The following is a 24520-nucleotide window of genomic DNA, read 5'->3' on the forward strand; positions in this document are numbered from 1 at the left end:
CCATCTCCTCATCTAGCGCAGGCGTGCTGCGGGGAGCGCACGTGCTCGGGCCCGAACCCGACACCAATCACGTGGCTCATGGACTTTTGCAGCACTTCAAATCGATCGAGAACCTCCGGGAACCGCGGCTGCCGCCTTCCGCTCAAGGCGCCATCGATACCGAACCGCTGAACCATTCGTTGCAATCCTTGCGACAGCACTGTCGGCGCCCACCGTCTGCGCTGAACCTTCGCCAAAGCGGCACAGTCAATTTCGATACCAGCTGCCTGTGCAAGCCGTATGGGCTGCCACAGAATATTTGCGGCTGCCACCGCGTCCTGGATGGCGAGGTTGACGCCAAGTCCGGCCACCGGCGACATGGCATGCGCCGCGTCACCGATGAAAAGCAGCCCGGGTACATGCCAGCGACGAAGCCGGTCGATACGGCATTGCAACACGCTGACATCGTGGATCCCACGTATATCGTCAACTCGGTCTGCCATGAACGGCACCAACCGCGCCAAGTCCGCACGCAAGGCTTCTATCCCTTGACTCCGCAGTATTTCGAAACCACCGCGACTTGTCTCATACGACATCTGCCAGTAGTTGCCGCGATCGGTAGCTCCGAAGATCTTTCCCCGTCCCAGGCGCACACAAATGCCCTCTGCGGGATCAGTTTCCAGTCGGGGCAGCCTGAAGAAGACAACATCGAGGGCGCATCCAAGATCCTTCGGTGTAAACGCGATATCGCTGCGCAGTGCCGAATGACGACCGTCGGCAGCCACTGTAAGTGCCGCCTCGATACGAAATTCTCCTGAACGGTCGCGAAACCTGACGCCCGTGATGCGACCGCGATCGCGCGTCACGCCCAGCGCCTGAGTTGACATGAGAAGCCGAAAATTGTCGTATCGCTTTGCCTCTCGCGCCAGAAGGGACAGGAAGTCCCACTGTGGCACCAATGCGATGTAAGGGAAACGAACAGCGAGCTTATTGAAATCGGCTATGTTGAAACGCTTCCCATCCTGCACCACACCGACAGTTGAGACCTTCTGGTGTGATAGCCGTTCAAATTCATCGTACAGGCCAAGCTCGGCGATGATTTCCAAGGTCGAGGGATGCACCGTATCGCCGCGAAAGTCCCGAATGAAGTCTGAATGTTGCTCTAGTACAACTACTTCTATATCGGCACGGGCCAATAGCAAGCCCAGCAGCATGCCTGCTGGGCCCGCTCCCACAATGCACACCGTTGTCCGAAAATCGGCCATCGTTCACCACCTCACCCAGACGACTTGTCAGGTTCCTTGGTATCGATGTTGCGCGCCGGGTTGCGCGCTCCACATCACGAATATGGTCAGTGGCGTTGTGCTTTTCGAGTCTGCCGACCGTCCAGTTCAGTCTTTGATCCCACGCAACCCAGTAGGAGCACCGCAGAGCAATCGAACCTGTACCAGGTCAGCCACTGTGGGCTGATGCGACAGTTGGTCGCGGCATTGTCCAGGAACACCACGCCATCATGTCGCGGTAAGCGCGGCCGCATAGAGCGCTAGTTCATCACCCACGTTGGCGATAGGGGCGGCGCCGGCAGTCTCCATCGCCGCGTCGAATCTCTCGCGCACCTCCTCGATGGTGAGATCCGTCGAGGTCACCCCGTGCGTCTCGCTGAGGAGAACCCGTGCGAAACGTCCACCACCGGCGCTGAAGCTGATACCGGAACATGGCACATCTTCGGACACCAGGAAGGCCGCGACCGGCGCCACGGCTGCCGCCGGGAAGGTTTCACGAAGCCAACTGAGCGCAGGCTCGGGCATGTTTTCCACCATCCGCGTGAACCCGACCGGGAGTAGCGCGTTCACCTTGATGCCGTACGCCGGTCCGGCGAGACCCAGATTGGTTGTCATGCCGATCATTGCGGCCTTGGCGGTCGGATAGGTGCACGCCTCACCCTGGCCGAACATGCTGCTGGAGGAGATGTTGAGTATCCGCCCGTATCCCTGGTCCACCATCGCCTTCCACGCCGGACGCAGTACATTGAACGGGCCGCGCAACTGAACACCGAGCACGGTATCGACGTCCTCGTCGGTGAGTTCGGCGAATGTCTTGATCGGGCCGACGATTCCGGCGTTGTTGATGACGACATCAACTTGCCCCCATGCGTCCAAGGCGGCGGCGACAATCGCCCGTCCGCCGTCCCCGGTGGCGACGGTATTCGTGTCGGCGATGGCCTCACCACCCAGTGCGTGAATTTCGGCGACCACCGAATTGGCCGGGGTATCGGAGCTCCCGGTGCCCAACAGTTCGTCGGGTGATCCGATGTCGTTGACGAGGACCTTGGCGCCGCGACTGGCGAGCAGTAGAGCGTATTCGCGCCCAAGCCCACCACCGGCGCCGGTGACGATCGCCACCCGTCCGTCGAATCGGATGTCATTGCCCGGCTGCTCAAACACGCATGCCTCCATCCACATTCACCTCGACGTTGAGGTGAATACCCGTCTCGATAGATACGTTATCTAAAATAACGTAACCGGCGCAAGGGTGGGCGGCACGAACGGCACTCCCCTACCCGACTCCTCGAAGAATCGCATGGCGCCGTCGGCGGCCGCGAGTCCGAAGGCGGAACCACCAGTCAGTACCACCGCATCGATCGCGACGACCGACTTGTCCGGAGCCAACGCGGCCAGCTCGCGGGAGGCTGGCGCACCGCCGCGCACCTCACAGGACGCGCATGTGCCCGGCGGCAGAGATATGACGGTACAGCCGGTCTCGGCCGCCCCGTTGGTCCAGTGCCCCACACCTACCCGAGGGATGCCGATACTTCGTGTGTTTCCCATACGGGCCAACGGTACTCAGCCCGCCCGCTAGAGCGAAAGTGCCTCTACCAGGGCCGGCAGTGCAGTGGCAGCGGTGGCCCGCCACACGAGATCCGCACGGTAGGACAGGTCGGTCTCCTGCGGGTTGATCTCGATAACCGTCGCCCCACGACTCAGTGCCAGCTGCGGCAGTCCCGCCGCCGGATACACGATGCCGGAGGTCCCGATGAGCAACATCAATTCACAGTTCTGCGCATGCGCGACGGCGTGACCGAACTCGACCTCGGGAAGCATCTCGCCGAACCACACGATGCTCGGCCGGACTTTTCCGCCGCAGTCGCACTCGGGCGGTGCGACCCGCTCGGACTCGGGCACGGCGACACTCACGTCAAATCCTGTCCGGCAGGTGTCGCAATGCGATTTGAGCAGGCTGCCGTGAACATGGGTGACCTCTGCACTGCCGGCACGTTCATGGAGGTCATCCACGTTCTGGGTGACAATCTTGACGTCACGGCGAGATCCCCACTGCGCCAACGCGCGGTGGCCGTCGTTGGGCTGCACCGCCATCAGCTGGATGCGCCGATTCTGATACCACGCCCACACCAGCCCAGGGTCTTCGTTCCAGGCTTCCGGTGTCGCCAATGTCATCGGGTCGTACTTCGACCACAGTCCGGTCTGCGCATCGCGAAAGGTGGGCAGCCCGCTTTCGGCGGACATGCCAGCGCCGGTGAGCACCGCGACGGTCCGCGCCTTCGCCGCGGCGGCGACCAGCTCTTCGGGTACCTCTACCTGTTTCATCAACCAAATTCTCGCCTACACCGACCAGCCAGGTCGAAAATGGGCGTTTTCCAATTATCTGGCCGAGAAATCGTCATCCATGATCTTGATTGGGCGCATGGTGCGCTCATCCCGGTCGCACGGGGCCGCGCAACGGGCGTAAGCATTCGCCGCATAGTTCGACAACGCCACCTAGTGGGTGCGCACCTAGCTCTACGCAGGGGGTCAGATGACTCTCGGACAAGTATTCGATCCTCGACAGAACGCGCTGAACGCGTGGCGGCTCGGGTTGGCGACGACCGTCATTTTGTGGCATTCCTGGCCACTCACCGGACACCGCCTGCCGTTCCCCGCATACGAAGGACTACTGGCACAAGTAGGTGTCGACGGCTTCTTCGCATTGTCAGGGTTTCTCATCACCGCAAGCTGGATGCGCCACCCCAGTCCGCGCGACTTCTTCATCGCCCGCGCTTTGCGCATCTTCCCCGGCTTATGGATATGCCTGGCGATCACGGCGTTCGTCATCGCCCCCGTCAGCGTCGCCATCCAAGGCGGCTCGGCAGCGAGCTTATTGGGCTCTTCCAAACCGTTCGAGTACTTCCTCAACAACGCCATGCTCAACGTGTTCTACGCCGGTATCGACGGAACACCGCGCAACATTCCGTGGCCTGGCATCTGGAACGGGTCGATCTGGACGCTCATCTTCGAATTCGTCTGCTACATCGCGGTGGCGGCTCTGGGAATAACGGGAGCACTGAAGCGGCAATGGGTTGTTCCCGCCGCTTTCGTGTTATTCCTCTGTGCCGCAGCATATCTGTCGTATCCGGTCTTCGCGATGGAGACCATTCCGCAGATGGTGGCGCGGTTTGCGCTGATGTTCGCGGCCGGGGCGCTGCTACACCAGTATCGAGACGCCCTGCCCGCACGATGGTCCTTTGTCGCGATATGCCTTGGCATTCTTGCGCTCTCGGGACTGACCTCCAACTATCGAGTAATCGGCGCCCTGCCATTGGCGTATGTGGTCATCGTGTCCGGTGCCCTCATCCATGACAAAAGACTCAACCTAGGCAACGACTTGTCGTATGGCGTCTACATCTACGCATTCCCCATCCAGCAGCTGCTGGCCGTCGCAGGACTCGCCGTCCTGCCACCATTCCTGTTCTTCCTGGTTGCGACTGCACTCACCCTGCCACTGGCGGCACTGAGCTGGTTCGTGGTGGAAAAACATGCGATGTCGCTCAAAGCTCGATTCCGGCGTGCACCCGTGCCTTGATAGGCAAACGGGTCTGCAGCACGATGGAACGATGATCGAAAAATTGACTGATATGCCGGAGGGCGTCATTGGATTCCGGGTGTCCGGCAGGCTGGCCGGCGACGAACTACGCGAGTTCACACCAGTCATCGAACAATCACTGGCGTCAGATGAACTACGGATCGTTGAGGTCATCGCCAGCGACTACGAGGGTTTTGGCTCCGGCGGGCTGGCCGAAGATCTGAAGCTGGGCTTCGGGATGCTTTTCCAGCGCCATTCGGCCTTCAAAAAGATCGCCGTGGTGACTGACAAGGAATGGGTAGCGCACACGTTGCATGCGCTCTCATGGATGGTTCCCGGCGAGATCGCGATGTTCGGCCTGAACGAGCTGGAGCGCGCCAAAGCATGGGCTGCACACTGAGACCGTAAACCGAAGTCGGGTAGCGCACTACTCGCGCCTCTGCTCCGGCGCCCCCATACCGTCGCATCACCAACGTTCGGCCGAGCACGACAACGGATCTATCGCAATGGCCCTGCGCTGGAAGAACATTCATCCGGCGACGAAAGGCGCGTGCATCATGGTCCTCATTCCGAACTTCGAAAGTCAGTCACACTTCTTCACTCCGGTGGCGCTGGCGGTCAACGAGCAACAACCGTCGTCGATCGTCGATCAACGCTTTGTCTTCCAGACAAATGGCGTCGCCATCGTCAACATGCCCGGACAGACCAGCGTGGATTGGTCACGAAATCAAGCGTTGATCTCCCCGAACATGAGCGATGCCTTCAAGGCGATCACGACGCGGCACAACATTCCTATTCCTGCCGGGGCCTTCCCGTGGTTCCAGGTGGACAGCGCCATCCCCTTCGCAACCCTGAGCTCGATCTTCGATCGGCATCAGGCGATCGACGCCGGATTCGCCGTCGACCGTTGGCGTTTCAGGACACGCACCGGCATCGGACTACAGCCCGGACAGACGATCCAGAGTCTGTTCGACGGCCTACTCGTCGATCTGGCCGTGCGCGACAGCGATGCGGTGCTCCACCGCATCAGCTATCACATCACGGTGCAGGGCCGAATCCGGTTCGTCACCGGCCTCACCTGATCAATCGCCGTCGGCCGCGGCATCCCCGGACTCCGCCAGGAATGCCTTTTCGAGCAACACGAAAAGTTCACATCGCTGTGTGGCACTCAAGGCGGAGAGCACCCGGGCCTCTGCTCCCCTGAGCCCGTCGACTATCTCGGCGTACCGGCGCTTTCCGAGCGGAGTCATCACCACATCGTGGCGGCGGCGATCCTCCGGGGACCGCTGCCGCTCGATGAAGCCAACAGCTTCCAGATCGTTCAAAAGCCCAACCATCGTGGTCTTGTCTACCCGCAAGGCGTCGGCGAGGTCCGCCTGCGACTGCTTGCCGGCCGCATCCAAGACGTTGAGCACGCCGATATGCAGGAGTCGCAGTTCGTGCTCACCCAGTACGGCAGCCACTTCGACATGCATGCGACGCAGAAGAATCTCGAACAGTGGTCCAAACAACCCCGCTGGCCTGGGGTGATCCTCCGGCGGGAACTCGGTCATGCCCCAACAGTACATCTATCTTGATCATCTGTTTTAATCAAATCGTTAGTGTTATACAAACTATTTGAGGAGGCGATCATTATGGATGGATCGAAGCGCTCCGGTTGGTTCGCCGGAGCGACTGTGGTGGCCATCGGGTGCGCCCTAGCGATGCCGGCATCCAGCTGGGCCGCCCCCGCCGAGATGGCTCCGCAATCCAGCCAACGCACGACCTTCGATGGCTGGAATCTGACCGTTGCCCTCTCGGGCGAGGTGATCAATGCGGCCCCAAACCTGGCCGGCGCACAGAACTCGCGCGAGGCGTTCATGACGCTGTCCGCGCAGGCGAACATCGGTGGTAACGGCAGCAATCCCGTCACCGCGGCCAATTTCGTCGCGGGCTACCAAGTCGGCTGCCAGATCGACGTGTCGCAGGGCCTTCAGATTGGCGGCACCGGGCAGTTGACGGGGTCGGTCGGGGCGACCGTCAGCGGCCAGCCGGGAGTACAGGTAGGCGGCAGCGGGGCGATCGGCGGCTTCGTACAAACCGACCTGCAACCGGGCGTGATCACCACCGTCGCGATGGGCACCATGCCGGTGACGGCAGGCGTAGGGCGACTAGATATGCAAGACGTCCACTTGAAGGTGGATGCCTGCGGCGGCCCGGTGACTGTGCGCTCCTACGCGACATTCGCGGTCGCCAGCGCGGTTCAACAAACACAACTGTCCGTGTATGGCGACCCCTACGTCCTGAACTAGGAGCGAGACATGTTTCTGTTCAACATAATTTGTCAGCATGGTGGAGCCGTCCTGCTCGCGAGCAGCACCCTGGTGCTGTTCGCGAGCACCGGCATCGCATACGCCGACCCCGGCCCGGTAGCGCCCCCACCCCCACCGGTGATCGGGGCGCTGCAGTACGGACCTCCGGGATACCCCGCGGCTATAGGGGTTCCACTGCTACCCCCAGGACGCTCGGGGGTATCCGTATCGGCGGACACCCTGAGTCCCGCGGCATCAACCCTGTTTCCGCCCAACGCTTCCCGTGGCATCTCAGGAGTAAGCACTTCGGCGGATACGCTGAGCCCCGCCCCCTAGTCAGAAGCAGGCGCCACTGTGGGCTTCATCAAATCGGTCGCAGTACGACAATTCCCGGAACCGTGCCCAGATATTCCCCCAGCGGCGTGTCGACGATTTGGTTGTTCGCACGCAATGACGAGGCGTTGCGCAGCACCGGCCCGTTCGATGTGTGCAGGAAGATTCCTACATGGGTGACATCGAGCCCGCCAGCCGTCGCGTAGGCGCCGAGGTAGTCACCGTCGTGGAGATTCGCGATGACGCCATCGGAAACACGGGCGCTCGGTATGTAGGTAACCGTGCGCGGCCGCGTCGGGAGTCCGGGCAGGTAGTTTCCGCCGGAATCCTTCAAATTCAGTATCTTGGCGACCTGTTCCGCGGCTGCCCCGAGGCTGGCCGTCACATCGGTGGCATTGATGGGAGCGTCTGCGGCCCAATCGGTAAAGAAGTGGCGGCGTTGCGTGAAGCTGATTTCACCCCCGCGGTACCGGATCTGTGTCAGCTGAGCGATGAAATCGGCGCGATTACTGGACCGCTTCAACGCTTCGACATAGTCGGCGTACGTGAAGCAGTCCACGTGCGTGAGTTCAACGACCAACTGCTCGGGGACCGAAGCGGATCCAATCAAGGTGTTGGCACCGTAGGGCACGTGCAGAAAGAGTGCCGACACCGCGGCACTCAGCTGCCCCGGGTAATCGGCTCCAATACGGTTTCGCTCTGCCAGTAGCTCTTGGAGCCGACGTTCATTCGCCGGGCTGATCTGCACAGTGTCAGCCGCGGCCACAGGCGGGGCGCACAACGCACAGATCAGTGCGAGCAATGCGAACATGCGGTAACCGCGTCGTTCTGAAATTCGTCGCATTATCGGGGTCACGGTCTGACGCCTTCCTCTCCACGTCCCGGATAGCTCAGCTAACACATCACAGTGCAGAGCAGAACCAGGCTGGTCACCGGCCTCGCCCGACGCCCACTCTGCCGCACTTTACGCAATGCGCGTGCACTTTTGGGCTCCTACGAGACGAATGGACACCGCCTGACGGTTGATTTCATTGGTGCAACGTCTAATTCACATCAAGGCAACCAATTCGTGTGAGGTTTCTGTCAACAACGCTGAAGGTAGCGGACATGCGCGGGAAGGATTTGCGTGGAAGATGTTCGGGTAGCCGAGACGACGGCTCTTAGCGCGGGGTTCGCATGGCAGCTACTGGGCGCGTGCCGAAACGCCAACCACGACCTGTTCTACTCCGATGACGACGAACGCCCCATTGAACGAAGACTCCGGGAACAGCACGCCAGAGCAGTGTGTCGACGCTGCCCCGTGACAACGCTCTGCCTTACCTACGCTCTGGAGATCGAAGAACCTCATGGGATGTGGGGTGGCATGTCCGAAGCCGAACGCCAAAAGATCCGGCTACGTATCGCCGCACGGAAGTCTGCGATCGGCTGACCGAAGTGCGATCCACGCCTGGCGTTCTGCGCCGTTAACTACTTCTCAACGCAGGTAGTCAACTACTCGTGCCTGAGGTCATTGTGAGGCCGAAAATTTAAGGGCCCATTGGGAATTATGTGCATCACAATTCCTGCCGACGTCATCAATTCATGGAGGAACAATGACAACTAGCGAGAAAGTTTCCGAGACGACATTCACTGACACGGTGGCCGAGCCGTTGGACGCTGTGGGAGAAAACGACAGCCAAGAGGCCGACGTTCAGGCCATCGTGAAGCGATTTGTTGTGACATCCCACGGCGGATATCGAACGCGCCTGGCTATTCCGGGCGTGAGTCCGTTCAGTGTGGTCATGGTGTCCACTTCGGAAGTCAACGCCCAGGATGTGCCCTTCCAGGGCAACGCCGTCTGCCAAGTCCACAATGTTGTGCCTGACAACGGCGGCGTACGAGTCCGCGGATTCATCGACTTCGGAGTCGATATCAGGGTGCAACTCGCCGTCTTCGTGGCCTAAGCACGGGGCCACACGCTCGGCCCGCCGTACCGGTAATCCGTGCGGCGGGCCTGCGGGCGGAGACCGGCTTACCTCGGCTTCAGCTGACACCGAATCCACTGTTTGGCCGCATACCAAGCCGACGAGGACGGGTCGATCAGATCGAAGTGGTCCAGTTCGGAGAATTCGAAATAGTCAGCGGGAGTCTCCAGTGCTCTCGCAGCGGAGACGTAGTGCTGGGAGTGTTCGACGGGGATATTGATGTCACGCACGCCATGTACGAGGACATGATGCCGCCGGTGCCCAAGCTTGCGAACCGGCGATGCCGACGCAACCTCATTCGGCGAAATTCCCACGGCCCCAAGAAATTCTGCCGCAGCACCATCACCGAGATTCTCCCGCAATGCGCGGTCGATGTCGCTAACAGGAGCCAACGCGACGGCGAAGTCGGCCGATCCGGCAGCAAGGGCAAGAAGAGCGAGATGTCCGCCGGCGGAGTGTCCCACCACAAATGATTGCGTGAGATCTGGATTGGCGCGTCTGGCCGCTTCGGCCGCCGCGGTGACATCGTCAAATGTTTGTGGCCACCCTCCGCCACCGCCGACCCTGCGGTACTCGATATTCGCGACGAGAAAGCCCTCGGCGCACAGGTCTTCGGCTATCGGTGCGGTGAGTTCAGCACCCAGCGCTTCTCGCCAGAAACCGCCATGGATAACAAAAAGCAGGCCCAGAGCAGGCGCGGCCGGCTCAAGAATGTCGACGTATTGACTCGGGTGATCTCCGTAGACCAGTCGCCTCTTTTGTGGCATCGCTTCCCTTCCGAATCAGGTTCACACGTACAAGCATTGAACAGAGTCACGGGGCCTAAACCAAGCGTGCACCACCAAAGTGATAGTAGACCAATTGGTATAGCCCGCTTCAGGTGGGACCGCGTATCTCCGCTCAACCCAACGCGGCGAGATGAGAAACAGATGCCTTCTGTATTGGTTACCGGTGCGGACGTGGGATCGGACTAGCGATCACTGAGCACACGAGCAGCCAGGGCTGGGATGTCTGTGCCACAGCCGGCGCCTTCGCAAGCTTCTGCCCAGCACCCACAGCGGTCCGCAGCTTGTTCAAGAACGGCTTGTCGCAATGGACTGGACCAGTGAGCCACTGTCGCGTCGAAAACGTCACGCGCAAAGCTTGCAAGCTCCCCATGATGTTTGGGGTTCGCGGCGAATCGCGGTCAGCCACTTCCGTCTTCGTGCGGCTTCAATTTGAGGACCGCCACCATCATTCCCGACCTACGTATAAACTCCTATCCACGCCACCGCAGAGGCATCCACGGCACGAGACCTGGACATCGGATGGCGCAGTCACTGCGCCACCGAGGAAGGCGCCTGCACCCCGCAGGCGTCGGGTTTCTTGCGGTTGGCCTGCCGTAAGGTCACCTCTGCGGCTAAACCCCAAGAACCACAATAGGAGACACGCACGTTGAATCGACTGCAGGCCGCACCAGCCAGGTTGACTAACCCGAAATCTGCACCACTGCTTCGCAAAACCCTTGCAATAGTCACCGCCTGCATGACCATCACGAGCTGTGTCTCGCAGACAGAAAGCGACCACCGGGCCGATACACAGCCGGCGCGGCCGACCGCGAATACGGCGCTGCCGCAGCCACCAAACCAACTCTATGGCGATCTCTTCGTTGCGGTGCAGAGCGCACAGCTTTACCCCGATCAAAAGACTTTTGTCGATTCAACGTTAGATACGGACCCGGCCTCAATCGTTCAGCTATACCGGCAACAAAGAGCAGAACCGGGTTTTTCCCTCAAGGCGTTCACCGAACAGCACTTCACACCACCTGCCGCTGAGCACATCACGCCACCGCCAAACCAGACACTGCGCGAACACATCGACTGGCTGTGGCCCAGGCTCACACGAGCGAGCGTCACTGTGCCGCCGAACAGTTCGTTGATCGCGCTACCCAAACCGTATGTAGTGCCGGGCGGACGGTTCCAGGAGGGCTATTACTGGGACACGTACTCCACCATGCTCGGCCTGCAGGTGTCCGGACGTGAGGACCTCGTCGATGACATGCTCGACAACTTCGCGCACCTCATCAACACGATAGGTCATGTGCCAAACGGCAATCGCACGTATTACGCGAGCCGCTCCCAACCGCCCTTCTTCGCGAACATGGTGGACCTCGCCGCGCAGGCGGAAGGCGATGGCATTTATCGAAAGTACCTGCCAGCGCTGCGCAAAGAGCACGAGTACTGGATGCAGGGCGAGCACGAAACTCCGCCAGGCACCGCGGCACGCCATGTGGTTACCATGCCCGACGGCACGGTCCTCAACCGCTACTGGGACGCCAGCGACACCAGACGTGATGAGTCATATCTCGAAGACACCAAGACCGCCGAGGAAGCACCTGGCCGTCCTGCAAACGAAGTATGGCGCGACCTACGGGCCGGCGCCGAGAGCGGCTGGGACTACAGCTCACGCTGGCTCGGCGATGGCAAGACGCTCGCGAGCATCCGAACTACCGCGATCGTGCCAATCGACCTGAACAGCTTGATGTTCCAACTTGAGACAACAATCGCCAAAGGCTGCACCATCACGGGCGATGCCTCGTGCACTGCCGACTTCTCGACTCGCGCCCAGCAGCGCGCCAGTGCAGTCAACCGCTACCTTTGGAACGAACACGGTTACTACGGCGACTACGACTGGCAGCTGCGTCAGCCCCGTGATGCGATCACCGCGGCCTCCCTATATCCGTTGTTCACCGGCGTTGCGTCACCCGAGCGCGCCAAGATGACAGCCATCGCAACGCGCAACACGCTGCTGCAACCCGGCGGTCTGCTAACGACCACCACGACCACCGGCCAACAGTGGGACGCACCCAACGGTTGGGCGCCGCTGCAATGGATCGCGGTCGATGGCTTGCGCCGCTATGGAGAGCCCGCGCTTGCCAAAGAAATCGGCGTCCGCTTCCTCGACACCGTGAAACACGTCTATTCCACAGAAGATAAGCTGGTCGAGAAGTACGTGGTCGAGGGCGGCAGCGCGCGGGTTGGAGGCGGCGGCGAGTACCCGCTGCAAGACGGCTTCGGCTGGACCAATGGCGTCACACTGAAACTGCTTGACCTCTACGGCATGTGAGGCCGGTAGTTTCGCACCGCTAGCCCCGACTTGAGCCGGGTAGTCAGAATCTGCGCGCCTCCTCTACACCGAAGCCACCGGCGAGGTGGACGCCGCTACGGCTACTTCCTGTGCCACGCCCGTCAAGACGGCCTCTGCGATCTGCCATACCTGGCCGCTGAACAAGTCGACGATGCCATCATCGACCACAACACCACTTTTTGCCGATCCCCCGCCTGCACAGCGGTCACACGACGCCAGACCAGCCACAACCGCGTTACCAGTCCCTACAAAAAACACAAGAGCCCCGGCATTGCCGAGGCTCTTAGCGTTGGTTCTCCCAGAGCGGACCGACTCGCCCTGACCGTGACGGTCAGGGGTTCGCGTAGGCCCGTTATGGTCGAGCTAAGGGGACTCGAACCCCTTGACTTGAGAGCATATACGCAGGTCATTTCCCGGACAGATTCGGACCTGTTGAGACTTGATGCGGCCTGCAGGAACCCGACGGTTGTTGAAAGATTCAACACACCAATCTGAGCATTCACCGATAGCGACGTCGGTACGGACTCTCGTAGAAACCGTCCGGCCGGTCGACATGGAACATGCTCGGAGCTAACCAGAGGGCCATCGTCACACTCAACATTTCGTTGTCACTGAGCACGTCGATCTGGACCACCCTACGTCCGCATCCACGCGATCTGATAGCCGCGCATCCACTCCTCGATGCGGAGCCCCTCCGCGCGCACCGAGATGATGCATCTCCCGATGGCCCCGCCAACGCTCTCCAGCAGCGCCCGGCGCATGTTGACGTACACCTGGCAATAGACCCGCTTGAGTGTTGGGAACCTCGAGTGGCTGGCCCATCGATCGAACACGTGTGTTCGATGTTAAGGGTGTGTCCCCGCTCGCGGAACCCCGCAGTGGGGCTCCGTTGCGGGCGGCGTAATCAGGATCGATCCGAGTCGTCCGGTGATTCGCTGAGTCCGAGCTGCTTCCTTTTCTGCTCAAGGTCGAGACTGGCCCGCTCAAGCTCGAGACTGGCCCGCTGAAGGTCGAGCTCAGCTTTGGCCATTTCGATATCCATGATCCGGGCCTTCGCCTGCCTTTCGTCGATTGCCATTTCAGCTTCGTGGGTCGCTAGGCGTTCAGCTGTGAGTTCAGCGATCATGCGCGACCTCTCCAAGGCGTGTCGATCCGATTGCCCGGCCGAGTACTTGTTGAGGGCGTATGCGAAGCCCCCTAACGTGGGGCCTCCCAGCGCCAGGTAGGTACGCCCATCAAACTGGCCTGTGAAAGCGGAAATTACGCCCGCCCCGACACCGAATGCCAACGCACAGAATGCGACAAGGAAGCAACAGAATGCGAGCCACCGGGTGTACTTAGAATGGCGAGCGGCCAGATCAGCGAGCATCTCGTAGGAACCGATGCCAACGATCGAGCCGAGAACGCCACTGCTAAAAACAAAGGCCACCAGCGCCGCCAATTCGGAGCCCTTGTCGGCCTGATCGGCCGCGAAAATCAGAGTGGTCATGTATCGATTTACGCCTTACTGGATTGGCAGTCGGGCACCGTGTGATTATTGGCGATGTCACTCACGAGCCAGTCGTTGCCCTTATGCAGGGTGAATGTGACTTCTGATGCGCCTGGAACCGCGTGGTCGTTGGTGTGGGGATACTCGCTACGCGCGGTGAAGTCGTATGTGTAGCAAGCAAGTACCGTCGCATCAGAACCGTTGAGATCCGTAATTGAGGTGTTCGCGAGATTCACATTGTTGGTCTCGCCGAGCGCTACCCCATCGGGTCCGAGCACTTCGCCAATGCCTTGTGCGCGGTGCTTGACGTCGGCCGTTGCTCCCGGCGCTAACACCGCCTTGAATTTGGCCATATCGGAATCCGGTCCCGGCGGGGATTGTGGGTCCCCTTGGCCGTAGTACCTGTAGTCCATGATCGTTGGCCACAGGACCTTGGTGAATCGTGCGCTCAGCGCCGGATCACTGATCGCGGTGGTTGTGGCGACAGGTTTGGTTTCCGTCGCCGTTGGTGTACAGGCCACTGCCAGGGCGGCCAGCACGACGATCGCTCGTTTCATGATCCCGGTATCCGCAGAATGTCGGCGTCACCGTGGCCCTTCACAGCATCCACCCGTACCGCGTCGCCCGATTGTGGCGCGTTGATCATGAACCCGTTGCCGATGTAGATGCCCGTGTGCGTCGTGTCCCAGTTGGCCGCCCAAGGCTGAGAGCCTCCGAATATCAGAATGTTGCCAGCCTGGGTGTTGTCGTTGCCGACACTCGCGCCGGGGACCAATGGTGCCACGCGCTCCAGCCTTCCACCCCGGTCAATGGTGTTGGTGCCCTGGTCAACGTCTATGCCTGCACCCTGCTCCAGCGAGTAGCGGACCAGGCCGCCGCAGTCGTAGCCGGTTCGCAGGTTGTCCTGGTACTTGTGGGCACCGCCGCCGAGAGGGTCCTCACCGGGAGTGCCCGGTGGAGGGTCGCCGTGCAGTGTGCCGACAGATGGGCCGTCTTTGTCCCGGTTGCCACCCCATGCGTAGGTCGTGTTCTGTTGCCCGGCAGCGTGTGCAATGGTGTCAATGTTCTTGTCGCCCGTGGGAGTTCGCGGATCGGGCAGCGGATCGCCTGGTTTGAAGTTGGCCAGCCGTTGCCGCCATTCGTTCGCCGACAGCCCTGCAAGGAGCGGCGAAGGCCGGGGATTGTTGTGCAGGAAGTCTTTGCCGTTTTCCGGCCCCGTGTGCCGTGCGTTCGCTTCCGTGAGGCTCGGCAGGGTTCCGTCCTTGGCGGGCAACGGAAGCTGATCGGCGGGCGTGAGTGCACCCGCAGCGATCGTCGGGTCAGGCTTGCGCGGATCGTCCGGCTTCGGCTCCTGAGTAGGTGTCGGCGCGGGCTGCCCGAAGTGCGGCCCGTTCGCCGGCACCCCGCCCGGGGTGGTGATGGCCGCGAGCGCGTCGGCGATCTCTCGGTCTACGCCATCGGCCTTGTGCAGCAGCTCTTTCATCTCATCTTCGAGTTGTTGCCTGGCGAAGGCCTCATCGGCGCTCTTGGTGGTACCGCCGGTGTCGATGGAGCCGTCATTGTTGAGCTTCCAGTGCACCATCTGGCCGTCGTCGCCGAAGTGACCGTTGTTCTCGATCGTCGCCTTGAGGTAGCGGAACCGGCTCTTGATGCCCAAAACTTCGTCGTACAAAGGTCGCAGCTTGTCTGCGACAGCCTTGGCTTGGTGTCCTTGTGCATCGACGTCGACGCGTATCTTGCCGTGATATGCCCGCCATGCCTCAGCCGTGAGTCCGCCCCAGCTTTCGAGGTTGGCCTGCACGCCGTCGAGGGTGTCGCCGAGCTTGACGTGTGACGTGTGAATACCATCCATGGTCCCGATGACGTTTTTGAGCCCTTCGGCGTCCCAGTGCTCAACACCGTCGCAGGTGGTCACTTGAAGCCGTCCCGGTTCTGATCGTCCAGTTGGACAACCGACCCGCTGAACTCCTGCGTCGCTACCCCGTGCTGGGTCAGCTGGTGGTGCAGCATGCGCATCTGGTCAACCAGCGCCTCGTGCGCCTTCGTCAAGGCCGCCTTGCTGGCTTCGAGCATCCCGAATCCAGTCGATGCGAGGGCGTCGTGGTGGCCGCTGTGCTCGGACTTGGATTGAGCTACTCCGTCCAATAGCAGATTCGCCTGCCGGATCAACGTCTCGGGATGGACGCTAAGCGGTTCTTCAGGCATAAGAGGCCCCCCTCTGATCGTGGATATCCGGAAAACTATACGTGTAGTTACCGGTCCCGGCCAGAGTCCAACCGTTTGCTACGCACGGAGATAGGGCAGGAAAGCATCCAGATGCGCACGTGCTGCGGCCAAGCAGTCGGGGAACTCACCGAACTTGCTAGAGGTGCTGTCGATCTTGACCCCGTAGACACCGAAAGGCGCCTCGACGTCGATGGCACATGTATCGGTGTTTCCCTCGAACAGGTGGAAGCTCCGCGCCCGCCGACCGTTGATTTCGAGTTCCGTCGAATCGGGGTATGCCTTCTTGTCCATGTCGAGTGTGTAGTTCGAGGCGGCGACCGTCACTCCGTAGTCTTTCTGCGCCAGGTAACCACAGGTGTTGTTCTCGATGTCCCCGTCGCTTGAGCGATTCGGCTTAGGCGGGCGTCGATCTAGTTTCTGCTGTGCGATGACACCCGCCGGGATCTGTGTGCACGGATCGAATGTGACCGTGGGGCGACCCTTAGCGTTGGTAGCAGCGGCGGACGTTGTGGTGGTTACGGCGCTCGTGGTGCTTGCGCTGGGCTGAATACCCGAGTGGCTGCACGAGACGAGCAAGGCGGCCGACACCGCCGCGACGGCCGGCCGCACGCATCGGCTAGTGGCCATCGCCCGGCTTGAAGTTGCGCGCGTTGTGTTCGTCTGTCTGCTGGTACGCCTTACGGGCTGCAATGAACAGCGACTTGAACTCCTCGACGCGATCGATGTGCGACTTGAAGGTGGCTGCCGCACTGTTCTGCGGAGCGCCCGCCTTGTCTTGGAACTCGCGCGCAAGCTGGGCGCCCGAGGGAAGGTGATCCTCCGAGAACCCCAGACGGTGATAGCTCAGATTCGTTGCATCGCGGTGCAAATCGCGCAACGAATCAACGTAGGTATCGCAGGCCGTGATCAGCTGGTTGAAAGCCTCGTCATCCATGTGCAACACCAGCTGCCCAGCATTTGCGTTGCTGATCAGGTCTTCGATCGACATCGTTCCCCTCCGAATGGTGGCCGTGCGTGCGGCCGACGCGCCAATCGTAGGCCAGGAAACCCCGGCGAGCCGGGCGCTTGGCAAAGGAGATAGATCGGGTACCACGTAAGCCAGGGCCCGCAGGCACCCTGGACTCCGGCGTTACCACCCCCGACCTGCACGTGATCTTGCAATCTGCCGCTCAACTTCAACGGAGGGAGAAAACAACCATTAGCGTCGCCAGCCGAATGCGCATCGTCGTAGCTGCCGCCGCACTAGTCCCAGCTGGCCTCGGTATCGGGTTCGCCGCGCCAGCCAGCGCTGGATGTGAGGCGTCCACCCGTCGATGTCAGCGAAAGTGGGTGTTGACCAGGTGTTTACCCGGGCCGTTGCACTGACCCGAGGCGTTTTGTCGGTAGCACCAGGTAAACAGACTCTAGTAGTCCACAATTTGTGTCAGGGGGCTAGTTGAACATGGTGCGCGCATGAAACCGATTGCCGAGTTGATCGTCGATCACAACACGCTTGTGAACGTCACCCGCAAACACGCGGCAGTCACCCTGCTCCGACTAGAGCACCCCGAAGTGCTCGTCACGGTGCTCGACAACACCTTCGCGCCCGACCGTGAAGCAATCCCCGCGGACGAGTTCGAGGGGGATGTTGAAACAGTCCTCCGGACACTGCACCAGGCAGGAATCGCAACACCACGCACCCGTGAAGTCGATGGCGGCAGCGCTTCCGTACAAGCTCTGTGTCGAAGCTGGGTGGACGGTGGTTGGCTATGGAAGACGCCTGATGGCGAAGCCGGAACACCCGTCTATAGCCGCACGGCAGAAACCCACGAATCCCTTGAATGGCTTCGACAGCTCACCACCGCACGCCGCGACACCGGCGCCCGTCAGGTCGGCGTCCTCATCGAACAGATGGAAGATATGGCCGCCAAGGTCAGCGGCGACCGCGACCGCCAACTGGCCCGCATCCGCGCTGAAATCGCCGCACTCGAAGAACGCGAACTACGCATCCTCGAAGGCGAAGAAGCGGGTATCACCCTCGACGACTTCCAACACTGGTACGACAACATTCGCGCCCTCCAACGCCGCATCAGACTCGGAATAGTGTATGCGGCGCAGCAACTTCCGAAAGAGCGCCGCAAGTTCCTCGACGAAATCGCCGCCGACGAGATGGACGGCATCACCCACATCCACGCCTACGACGAGGCATGGCGCAGGGTGCTCGACAACTCGCAAGGCCGCGCCGCCCGCGAGGCCAGCGACATCCTCTCCGATGCCGAACTGAGATTGAAGTTCGGACGCAACACCGACGCCATCATCAATAGCGAGCAAGCCGAAGTGCTACTCGCCAACGAAATCCGTGAATTGCGCGACTACCCCGTCGGGCTCTACAACCAGTTCGCTCCGCTCCTAACCGTATTTACCGACAACCTCGAAGACGCAGCAGACGCATTCCGGCGTCGGACAGAATCCCTCGCCCGCGGCGGTTGGACCGACGCACTGCGGCGCGCCTGGAAAGCGCTCCGCGACAACGACAGTCGCACACTGCCTATCGATGCTCTGCCCGAACCTGTAAACGCAGACATTGGTGCCGCACCTGCCTCACCAATCGTCCGCGCGGTCGCCGAAGACACCCCGCCATTGGACAACGGCGACGTATCCGACGCCGCACCAATGAATTTGGATTATCTCGCCCGCTGGGGCGAACCGCATCCACGCGAAATTGAAGCCCATATCAGCCGCGCCCTGACGGATGCAGATGACGGAGTAACAATCTCATTGGCGGACGTCTGGGCCGATGCACCGCACAATCTTCGCCGCTGGGTTGAGCTATTCCCATACTTCACCTACGCCACCCGACACGGCGACGACGGTTCAATCCACGAACACGCCGGTAGGCGAGTAACTATCGAAACCACCGGACCAGAAGGAGAAGTGATCGCCTGCGAAGTGCCGGCCATCTCCTTCATCAAACTCACGGATATACGACAATGAGCGAACTCACAACACGCAACGAGCCACTATTCGACGGCGATCTCGGCACCACTGACGCCGACGTCCGCCAGGTGATGATCCGCCTGCTCATGGATCGAGTCTTCAACGGCAACAAGCACCTTCAGCTATGGCAGACCCTCGAAAAGCACGAGAAACTGATCCGGTCACGCTTCCATGAATTCTACATCGACATCATCATCAGCACCGAGCAACGTATAGCGTACAAGGCGCAGATAACACCATCCGACGACAAACACAAGCCGTTGAAGGTGTTGCGTTCACGGCGCATGAGCCGTGAATTCGCCGCTGGAGTGCTCACCGTCTACGACCGCTGGCACCGCGCGCGCCTCGCGAACCGCGCCACCACGAAGGTCACCCTGCGCGACTTCGAGGAAGCATTCAACTCCCTACTCACCGACGCAGACCGCAACCGCACTGCGCGCGCATCCAACGCCAGCGCAGCCCTCGAAGCGCTCCACGAAGCCGACCTGATCGTCGGCGCCAAACCAAGCGACGGCGCAACAGAATGGGAAATCTCGCCCGCAGTTCCCGTCATCTACACAGCAGACGCGCTGCACCACATGGCCGAAATGCTAGGCGGTCCCAACAGCGAAGATGACACCGACGCCGAGGCTGGTGACACGGAATGACAACCGCGCTGAGGATCGACCGCTGGTGCCTGTACGGCCTGCAAACCTACAACTGGGGCGGGTTTAACGGGCATTTCCAACTCGACCCGGCACCACCCACCGAGGTCACCGTCATCAGCGGCGACTCCGGCACCGGCAAATCAACCCTCATGGACGCCGTATCTGCGCTGCTACATCCCGGCCGCGACTTCAACCGCGCATCCAGCGGCAGCGGCTCCTCTCCACGCTCAATCCCGACCTACGTCCGAGGCCGTTACGGCAAAGACAGCGACGGCCGCAGCACCGTCTACTACGACCTGCGCGGAGGCCGCGCCACATGGAGTGGTGTCGCATTAACGTGGTGCAACATCGACGGTCGCACCGTCACCATGTTCTCCGCCTGGTACATGAATACGCACGACGACAAGCCAAGTGCTGAGGTTCACGGCCACATCGACGGACAGTTCGCAATCACCAACCTCGACCCGTACACCAAGTCACCGCACAACGCACCCGTCTTCAAACCAGCAGCACTGCGAGAAGCATTCCCCGGCATGACAATCGCGAAGAACCGCACCCGAAACCGGCAATGGCTGTTCGAGCAATTCGGGATGAGCGACCGCGAAAAATCTCTCACCGACGTGCTGTACCGACTGCAATCGAGCAGCGAGATCCCCACCGTCAACTGGCTGTTCTCCGGCATCATCCTCGACGAACCCGAAGAGCTGTTCGCCGCCGTCCGCGAGTCCCGCAGCGGATGGGAAAAGGTCCGCGAAACATACCAGCAGATGACCGACCGCGAAACGCGCCACGAAATCCTGCAAAGCCTGCCAGGACAGTGGGACACCTACAGCAGCAGTACCACCACCGGAAAGTTCTACCGTGACATCGGATTCGGCGTCGAACGCGGCTCAATGGACCACAACACCCCGTTTTACCGGTGGTTCCACCAACGCAGCTACGACCTGCTCGCCGCCGAACACGACGCCCTCGAAGACACCGCACAGCAAGCGCGCCGAGCCAGGGACGCAGCCGAAGCTGCCACCGAAAAGGCGAAGCAGGAAATGCTCGACACCGACCGCGCATACCGCAACGGCGGCGGCGAAAGACTACGCGAAGTCGAAACCGAACTCACCTACGCGCGCCGCGACCTCGAAGCCGTCCGCCTCCAACGCGAACGACTCACCGAGCAAATCGGCCACGAAATCACGCTCCCCGAAACAGTGGCCGAACGCGACGAACAACGCGCAGCATCGACCCAAGTCCTTGCTTACGCGAAATCGCAGACCACGGTCATCGACGGTGAACTCGAAGCGGCGCAGCAATACTTCTTCGACACCAAACGCCAACTCGACGACAAGCAACAGACATTCGACTACTACAACGGCCGCAAAGACGTCCTCAGCCGCCACCTCACCGAACGCCGCGACGAATGGGCGCGGATCACCGGCATCCCCGCCGAAGACCTTAAATTCGTCGGAGAGCTGATCGACCTCAAAACTCAGCACGAGCAGTGGCGTACCGCCGCCGAAGGCGTGATGGGTTCGTTCGCGCAAACACTGCTCGTCCCGCAAGATCGGATCAAAGACTTCCGCCGCAAAGTCGACGCCGACAAACGCCCACCCCGCATCCGCTCCAAGGCAATCCCCACCAGTGCACGGGATCTGCACCAAGCACCAGACGAACAACTCGCAGCCAAGCTGCAATACGCCAGCCACCGCTACACCGGCTGGCTGTCCCACGAAATCGCCCACCGCTTCGCGCACATGTGCGTCGCCGACGGTGAAGCCCTCAACGCACTCAACCCGAACCAGAAAGGTGTCAGCCTCAACGGGCAGGTCCGCCAAGGCGACGACGGCGTCCACGGCGGACTGCGACCCGATCAACGCTCCATCGGATTCTCACCCGAAGCGTTGCTCGCCAAACTGCACACCGAAATCGCCGACCTGCGCTCAGAATGGGAGGCAGCATCAGATCTCCGCAACGAACTGAAAACCGTAAAAGACGAACTCGCGGCCTCGGCGGACCTACACACGCGGTTCATCGACGCCGCAGACAACTGGCCGGCATACGACACACACGCCGCAGCCGCCGTCGTCGCCGCGAAAATCGCTGAGCGCGACGCATTGTCCGGCGACAAAGTCATCGCGCTGCGGAACGCGGCCGAAGCAGCGAACAAGGCGCACGCCAAAGCCCAAGGCGACTCCGCACGGGCCGGGCTGTGGTACGAACAAGCAACGTTGAACCGTGATACGCACCTTGCCCGCCAGGACCTGGCCTACGCGCAAATCGAAAAGCTCAAAGAGCGCGTTGCTGCCCTCGACGACGCCACCACTGCGCGGCTTGACGCTGAAGCTAGGGAGACCTTCGGCACCGAAACACTGGCCAGTGAGCACTTCGTTCCAGCCAACACCCAAACACTGATTCGAGCCTTCGGCGCCAAGCTGCAAGCCGCCTCGAAGACTCGGAACGACGCAGCGAAATCGCTTCTCGCGGTGATGCACTCATACAACGCCGCGTTCCCGCCGGGTCCGCTCGGCAACGCGCTACCAAAGGCTTCAGCGGCAAAGGACTTCGAGATCGCGAGCGCGGTTGAAGCGAATTACGAGGCATACGAATACATCCTGAACCAGAACACGTTGGAGGGGCTCAAGGAGGCGCAGGAGCTGTTCGCCCAGCAGGTCATGGACTACACCAACATGACCGTCGGACAGGTGACGGAAGGCTATGAAGCAGCTCGCCGCGACATCAAGTCCCGGCTGCATGAAGTCAACTCACTGCTCCGCGAAGCCGACTTCGATGGCTCCTGCCGCCTCGAAGTGGAAATTGTCCGCGAAGAACAACCGCAGGAAGCCAAGGATTTCCAGGTCGCGCTCGGCGAGCTTGCTGCGCGCACCACAAAATCGCTGTCGCATGAGGACGTCGCGGCCCGGTACGAGCGGTTCGACTCGGTGATGCACATGATATCTACCGACGACAAGATCAAGACATTGTTTGACGTCCGCAAACACATGCAACTGCAAGCCCGCAAATCCGACCCTGCCGGTGTGATGCCGTCAGTCACCTACGACCGGCTCTCTGGTGAGCAGTCCGGTGGTGAAACGCAGGAACTGACGTCGTTCATCCTCGCCGCAGCGATCCGCTACTACGTCAGCGGCGAAGGCTCTGCCCTGCCCCGATTCTCAACAGTCATCCTCGATGAAGCCCTGACGAAAGCCGGCCCGGAGCACACGCTCCGGGCGCTGAATGTGTGGCGCAAACTCGGCTTCCAACCGATCGTGTCCACGCCTGTTGGTAAGGCGATGTCGATGACCTACGCAACGTCTGTCGTGTACGAAGTCGCGATCGACGACCGCAAACGATCCCGCCTGTGGCAGATGACATTGAAGAACGCCGAGAACCAACTGTGAAAACAGTCGACCACGTTCGAGTACACCTCGACCGGTGGCTGAACAGTCACCTGCATGCGATCGTTGCGGGCGACGAGCCGTTCCCCAAGCCACTGACGGTGCCGCTGCTGCCGTCGACGAGTAAGAGTGCGCTGCAAAAGAGCTGGCACACCGTTCAACCCTGGGCGGCGACGTGGTTTGCTGCTCTGCTCCCCGACGGGGTGACCCTTCGCGAGACGCCCCGCCGAGTCGGTACCTCACTTCAAGAAATCCCCACGCACATCGACATCGCCTCCCTCGACGCATGCGTCCAGTTCGCCGGCGGAAGCTGGACAGTCCGACGCGAGCAAGCTCAGTACCGTTTCAGCCGGCTACAGGCGCAGTTCGACACGGCTTTTATCGGGGCAGTATTTCGCAGGACCCGAGATTGGGACGCACTCGACTTCGACATCCTGCTCAGAGCCGCCGACTGGTTCCGCGCCAATCCCGCTAGTTGGCAAGGGTTAACGCCTCGACAAGTTCCGATCGCCGGGGTGCACGCGAAATGGCTCACCGACTCCAAACGCCGCGAGATCGCCGCGCTTGCCGGGATCGAGTCCATCGACCTCGCGCAGCGACCCAGCGAGGTTCGGTTCCGGTACTGCGACCCACAACACATCGATAGCGGCGGGCGGCAATGGGACTCGCACACGCTCGGCGACAACGTCAGCCCGGTTTATCAGCCGAGCGTCGTGGTGCTGTGCGAAAACAAAGACACCGCACTGCTTTTCCCGCGCTTTCCTGGACTGATCAGTGTGTGGACTGAAGGCAACGCCGCTCATCGCGTCGCTCAACTCGACTGGGTGGCGCGCGCATCACAGGTCCTCTACTGGGGTGACATCGACGCCGACGGCTACCAAATCCTCGACCGACTCCGCCAAGTCCTGCCGACCGTACAGTCGATCCTGATGGACGCCGCCGCCTATGAGCAATACGAGCAGTACGGCACCAGCGACGCACCAGGAGGCCGTCGTCTCGCCGCGCAAGCCGAGAACCCCCTCGGCGCACTCACAGACAGCGAACGGTCCGTCTATCGGTGCCTGGTCAGCGCCGATTGGCCACAGCATCGCCGCGTCGAGCAGGAACGAATCCCGTTCCCGGTCGCGATCGCGGAGCTGCAACGCCTCACCGCTCAGCGCTGAAGAGGCCAGGAAGGCTCGCACATCCTTAGGACAGCTTTGGGACATCAAGCAGAAGGGACACTACCCCGATTGACGGAAAGTGT

27 protein-coding genes are annotated in these 24520 nt (G+C 61.1%); 12 read left to right on the forward strand and 15 right to left on the reverse strand.

The genetic code is table 11. The features are described 5' to 3' along the window. Positions 1 to 8 precede the first annotated feature (8 nt). From HBA99_RS17495 to HBA99_RS17510, 4 genes are all read right to left on the reverse strand, one after another. Positions 9 to 1244, reverse strand: a complete 1236-nt coding sequence (locus HBA99_RS17495; protein ID WP_070940584.1) for an FAD-dependent oxidoreductase — start codon at positions 1242 to 1244, stop codon at positions 9 to 11. 246 nt (positions 1245 to 1490) lie between these two features. Then, the gene (locus tag HBA99_RS17500; RefSeq protein WP_234798104.1) at positions 1491 to 2381 is read right to left on the reverse strand and encodes an SDR family NAD(P)-dependent oxidoreductase; all 891 of its coding nucleotides are present in this window, start codon (positions 2379 to 2381) and stop codon (positions 1491 to 1493) included. Positions 2382 to 2486: 105 nt separating this feature from the next. Further along, positions 2487 to 2807 (reverse strand): P1 family peptidase, encoded by a 321-nt coding sequence (locus HBA99_RS17505; RefSeq protein ID WP_081346168.1) that lies wholly within the window; start codon positions 2805 to 2807, stop codon positions 2487 to 2489. Between the two features lie 27 nt (positions 2808 to 2834). Next, on the reverse strand, positions 2835 to 3584 hold the full coding sequence (locus HBA99_RS17510; protein WP_057967191.1) for an SIR2 family NAD-dependent protein deacylase: 750 nt from the start codon (positions 3582 to 3584) through the stop codon (positions 2835 to 2837). Between the two features lie 208 nt (positions 3585 to 3792). On the opposite strand from HBA99_RS17510, the gene HBA99_RS17515 reads away from it, so the two are divergent. From HBA99_RS17515 to HBA99_RS17525, 3 genes are all read left to right on the forward strand, one after another. Continuing rightward, a complete protein-coding gene (locus HBA99_RS17515; RefSeq protein ID WP_057967192.1) occupies positions 3793 to 4836 on the forward strand; it encodes an acyltransferase family protein in 1044 nt (347 codons plus the stop codon). Positions 4837 to 4867: 31 nt separating this feature from the next. Next, complete coding sequence (locus HBA99_RS17520) at positions 4868 to 5236, forward strand: SpoIIAA family protein (protein WP_057967193.1); 369 nt, start codon at positions 4868 to 4870, stop codon at positions 5234 to 5236. A 157-nt stretch (positions 5237 to 5393) separates the two neighbouring features. Next, the gene (locus HBA99_RS17525; RefSeq protein ID WP_057967198.1) at positions 5394 to 5918 is read left to right on the forward strand and encodes a hypothetical protein; all 525 of its coding nucleotides are present in this window, start codon (positions 5394 to 5396) and stop codon (positions 5916 to 5918) included. Here the strand turns inward: HBA99_RS17525 and HBA99_RS17530 are convergent, their stop codons facing one another. Then, on the reverse strand, positions 5919 to 6389 hold the full coding sequence (locus HBA99_RS17530) for a MarR family winged helix-turn-helix transcriptional regulator (protein WP_057969869.1): 471 nt from the start codon (positions 6387 to 6389) through the stop codon (positions 5919 to 5921). An 81-nt stretch (positions 6390 to 6470) separates the two neighbouring features. Between HBA99_RS17530 and HBA99_RS17535 the strand changes: the two genes are divergently transcribed. Continuing rightward, entirely contained in the window at positions 6471 to 7127 is a 657-nt protein-coding gene (locus tag HBA99_RS17535; RefSeq protein ID WP_070952186.1) for an MspA family porin, read from the forward strand. A gap of 9 nt (positions 7128 to 7136) precedes the next feature. Beyond that, a complete protein-coding gene (locus tag HBA99_RS17540; protein ID WP_131822828.1) occupies positions 7137 to 7463 on the forward strand; it encodes a hypothetical protein in 327 nt (108 codons plus the stop codon). Between the two features lie 28 nt (positions 7464 to 7491). Here the strand turns inward: HBA99_RS17540 and HBA99_RS17545 are convergent, their stop codons facing one another. Further along, positions 7492 to 8304 (reverse strand): N-acetylmuramoyl-L-alanine amidase-like domain-containing protein, encoded by an 813-nt coding sequence (locus HBA99_RS17545; protein ID WP_420063467.1) that lies wholly within the window; start codon positions 8302 to 8304, stop codon positions 7492 to 7494. 282 nt (positions 8305 to 8586) lie between these two features. Between HBA99_RS17545 and HBA99_RS17550 the strand changes: the two genes are divergently transcribed. Both HBA99_RS17550 and HBA99_RS17555 read left to right on the forward strand, forming a co-directional pair. Then, positions 8587 to 8889: a WhiB family transcriptional regulator gene (locus HBA99_RS17550; RefSeq protein ID WP_064409326.1), complete on the forward strand. Its 303-nt coding sequence runs from the start codon at positions 8587 to 8589 to the stop codon at positions 8887 to 8889. A 163-nt stretch (positions 8890 to 9052) separates the two neighbouring features. Further along, complete coding sequence (locus HBA99_RS17555) at positions 9053 to 9403, forward strand: hypothetical protein (RefSeq protein WP_078322593.1); 351 nt, start codon at positions 9053 to 9055, stop codon at positions 9401 to 9403. Between the two features lie 68 nt (positions 9404 to 9471). Here the strand turns inward: HBA99_RS17555 and HBA99_RS17560 are convergent, their stop codons facing one another. After that, positions 9472 to 10191 carry an alpha/beta hydrolase family protein gene (locus tag HBA99_RS17560; protein WP_070952184.1) on the reverse strand — a complete coding sequence of 240 codons (720 nt, stop codon included), beginning with the start codon at positions 10189 to 10191 and terminating at the stop codon, positions 9472 to 9474. Between the two features lie 697 nt (positions 10192 to 10888). Here HBA99_RS17560 and treA point away from each other — a divergent pair. After that, positions 10889 to 12529, forward strand: coding sequence for an alpha,alpha-trehalase TreA (gene treA / locus HBA99_RS17565; RefSeq protein WP_268968094.1), 1641 nt, complete (start codon positions 10889 to 10891; stop codon positions 12527 to 12529). 63 nt (positions 12530 to 12592) lie between these two features. On the opposite strand, the gene HBA99_RS24950 is transcribed toward treA, so the two are convergent. From HBA99_RS24950 to HBA99_RS17600, 8 genes are all read right to left on the reverse strand, one after another. Continuing rightward, positions 12593 to 12718 (reverse strand): hypothetical protein, encoded by a 126-nt coding sequence (locus HBA99_RS24950; RefSeq protein ID WP_268968002.1) that lies wholly within the window; start codon positions 12716 to 12718, stop codon positions 12593 to 12595. Positions 12719 to 13185: 467 nt separating this feature from the next. Beyond that, positions 13186 to 13383, reverse strand: coding sequence for a hypothetical protein (locus HBA99_RS25135; protein ID WP_234798080.1), 198 nt, complete (start codon positions 13381 to 13383; stop codon positions 13186 to 13188). A 71-nt stretch (positions 13384 to 13454) separates the two neighbouring features. Then, positions 13455 to 14039, reverse strand: a complete 585-nt coding sequence (locus tag HBA99_RS17575) for a hypothetical protein (RefSeq protein WP_070952182.1) — start codon at positions 14037 to 14039, stop codon at positions 13455 to 13457. An 8-nt stretch (positions 14040 to 14047) separates the two neighbouring features. Continuing rightward, positions 14048 to 14596, reverse strand: a complete 549-nt coding sequence (locus HBA99_RS17580; protein WP_070952181.1) for a hypothetical protein — start codon at positions 14594 to 14596, stop codon at positions 14048 to 14050. After that, the gene (locus HBA99_RS17585; RefSeq protein ID WP_070952180.1) at positions 14593 to 15954 is read right to left on the reverse strand and encodes an NlpC/P60 family protein; all 1362 of its coding nucleotides are present in this window, start codon (positions 15952 to 15954) and stop codon (positions 14593 to 14595) included. Before HBA99_RS17585 ends, HBA99_RS17580 begins: the two co-directional genes overlap by 4 nt. Then, positions 15951 to 16244: a hypothetical protein gene (locus tag HBA99_RS17590; protein WP_070952179.1), complete on the reverse strand. Its 294-nt coding sequence runs from the start codon at positions 16242 to 16244 to the stop codon at positions 15951 to 15953. The genes HBA99_RS17585 and HBA99_RS17590 overlap by 4 nt, the downstream gene beginning before the upstream one ends. 78 nt (positions 16245 to 16322) lie before the next feature. Then, entirely contained in the window at positions 16323 to 16892 is a 570-nt protein-coding gene (locus HBA99_RS17595; protein WP_070952178.1) for a DUF3558 family protein, read from the reverse strand. Further along, entirely contained in the window at positions 16882 to 17253 is a 372-nt protein-coding gene (locus HBA99_RS17600; RefSeq protein ID WP_070952177.1) for a hypothetical protein, read from the reverse strand. The genes HBA99_RS17595 and HBA99_RS17600 overlap by 11 nt, the downstream gene beginning before the upstream one ends. Before the next feature lie 464 nt (positions 17254 to 17717). Here HBA99_RS17600 and HBA99_RS17605 point away from each other — a divergent pair, with 464 nt between their 5' ends. The 4 genes from HBA99_RS17605 (at position 17718) to HBA99_RS17620 (ending at position 24437) form a co-directional block, all read left to right on the forward strand. Further along, on the forward strand, positions 17718 to 19238 hold the full coding sequence (locus HBA99_RS17605) for a DUF3375 family protein (protein WP_070952176.1): 1521 nt from the start codon (positions 17718 to 17720) through the stop codon (positions 19236 to 19238). 74 nt (positions 19239 to 19312) lie between these two features. Continuing rightward, positions 19313 to 19888 (forward strand): DUF4194 domain-containing protein, encoded by a 576-nt coding sequence (locus HBA99_RS17610; RefSeq protein ID WP_165615246.1) that lies wholly within the window; start codon positions 19313 to 19315, stop codon positions 19886 to 19888. Next, positions 19885 to 23277: an ATP-binding protein gene (locus HBA99_RS17615; protein ID WP_070952174.1), complete on the forward strand. Its 3393-nt coding sequence runs from the start codon at positions 19885 to 19887 to the stop codon at positions 23275 to 23277. The genes HBA99_RS17610 and HBA99_RS17615 overlap by 4 nt, the downstream gene beginning before the upstream one ends. Beyond that, positions 23274 to 24437: a DUF3322 and DUF2220 domain-containing protein gene (locus HBA99_RS17620; RefSeq protein ID WP_070952173.1), complete on the forward strand. Its 1164-nt coding sequence runs from the start codon at positions 23274 to 23276 to the stop codon at positions 24435 to 24437. Before HBA99_RS17615 ends, HBA99_RS17620 begins: the two co-directional genes overlap by 4 nt. The last annotated feature ends 83 nt before the right edge of the window (positions 24438 to 24520 follow it).

This window comes from Mycobacteroides chelonae (genome assembly GCF_016767715.1).
Taxonomy (GTDB): domain Bacteria; phylum Actinomycetota; class Actinomycetes; order Mycobacteriales; family Mycobacteriaceae; genus Mycobacterium; species Mycobacterium gwanakae.

Coding starts and splice junctions, on each gene's coding strand:
- HBA99_RS17495 (WP_070940584.1), bottom strand. CDS start 1,244: ATGGCCGATTTTCGGACAACGGTGTGCATTGTGGGAGCGGGCCCAGCA.
- HBA99_RS17505 (WP_081346168.1), bottom strand. CDS start 2,807: ATGGGAAACACACGAAGTATCGGCATCCCTCGGGTAGGTGTGGGGCAC.
- HBA99_RS17510 (WP_057967191.1), bottom strand. CDS start 3,584: ATGAAACAGGTAGAGGTACCCGAAGAGCTGGTCGCCGCCGCGGCGAAG.
- HBA99_RS17515 (WP_057967192.1), top strand. CDS start 3,793: ATGACTCTCGGACAAGTATTCGATCCTCGACAGAACGCGCTGAACGCG.
- HBA99_RS17520 (WP_057967193.1), top strand. CDS start 4,868: ATGATCGAAAAATTGACTGATATGCCGGAGGGCGTCATTGGATTCCGG.
- HBA99_RS17525 (WP_057967198.1), top strand. CDS start 5,394: ATGGTCCTCATTCCGAACTTCGAAAGTCAGTCACACTTCTTCACTCCG.
- HBA99_RS17530 (WP_057969869.1), bottom strand. CDS start 6,389: ATGACCGAGTTCCCGCCGGAGGATCACCCCAGGCCAGCGGGGTTGTTT.
- HBA99_RS17535 (WP_070952186.1), top strand. CDS start 6,471: ATGGATGGATCGAAGCGCTCCGGTTGGTTCGCCGGAGCGACTGTGGTG.
- HBA99_RS17540 (WP_131822828.1), top strand. CDS start 7,137: ATGTTTCTGTTCAACATAATTTGTCAGCATGGTGGAGCCGTCCTGCTC.
- HBA99_RS17545 (WP_420063467.1), bottom strand. CDS start 8,304: ATGCGACGAATTTCAGAACGACGCGGTTACCGCATGTTCGCATTGCTC.
- HBA99_RS17555 (WP_078322593.1), top strand. CDS start 9,053: ATGACAACTAGCGAGAAAGTTTCCGAGACGACATTCACTGACACGGTG.
- HBA99_RS17560 (WP_070952184.1), bottom strand. CDS start 10,191: ATGCCACAAAAGAGGCGACTGGTCTACGGAGATCACCCGAGTCAATAC.
- HBA99_RS17575 (WP_070952182.1), bottom strand. CDS start 14,039: ATGACCACTCTGATTTTCGCGGCCGATCAGGCCGACAAGGGCTCCGAA.
- HBA99_RS17580 (WP_070952181.1), bottom strand. CDS start 14,596: ATGAAACGAGCGATCGTCGTGCTGGCCGCCCTGGCAGTGGCCTGTACA.
- HBA99_RS17590 (WP_070952179.1), bottom strand. CDS start 16,244: ATGCCTGAAGAACCGCTTAGCGTCCATCCCGAGACGTTGATCCGGCAG.
- HBA99_RS17595 (WP_070952178.1), bottom strand. CDS start 16,892: ATGGCCACTAGCCGATGCGTGCGGCCGGCCGTCGCGGCGGTGTCGGCC.
- HBA99_RS17600 (WP_070952177.1), bottom strand. CDS start 17,253: ATGTCGATCGAAGACCTGATCAGCAACGCAAATGCTGGGCAGCTGGTG.
- HBA99_RS17605 (WP_070952176.1), top strand. CDS start 17,718: ATGAAACCGATTGCCGAGTTGATCGTCGATCACAACACGCTTGTGAAC.
- HBA99_RS17610 (WP_165615246.1), top strand. CDS start 19,313: ATGATCCGCCTGCTCATGGATCGAGTCTTCAACGGCAACAAGCACCTT.
- HBA99_RS17615 (WP_070952174.1), top strand. CDS start 19,885: ATGACAACCGCGCTGAGGATCGACCGCTGGTGCCTGTACGGCCTGCAA.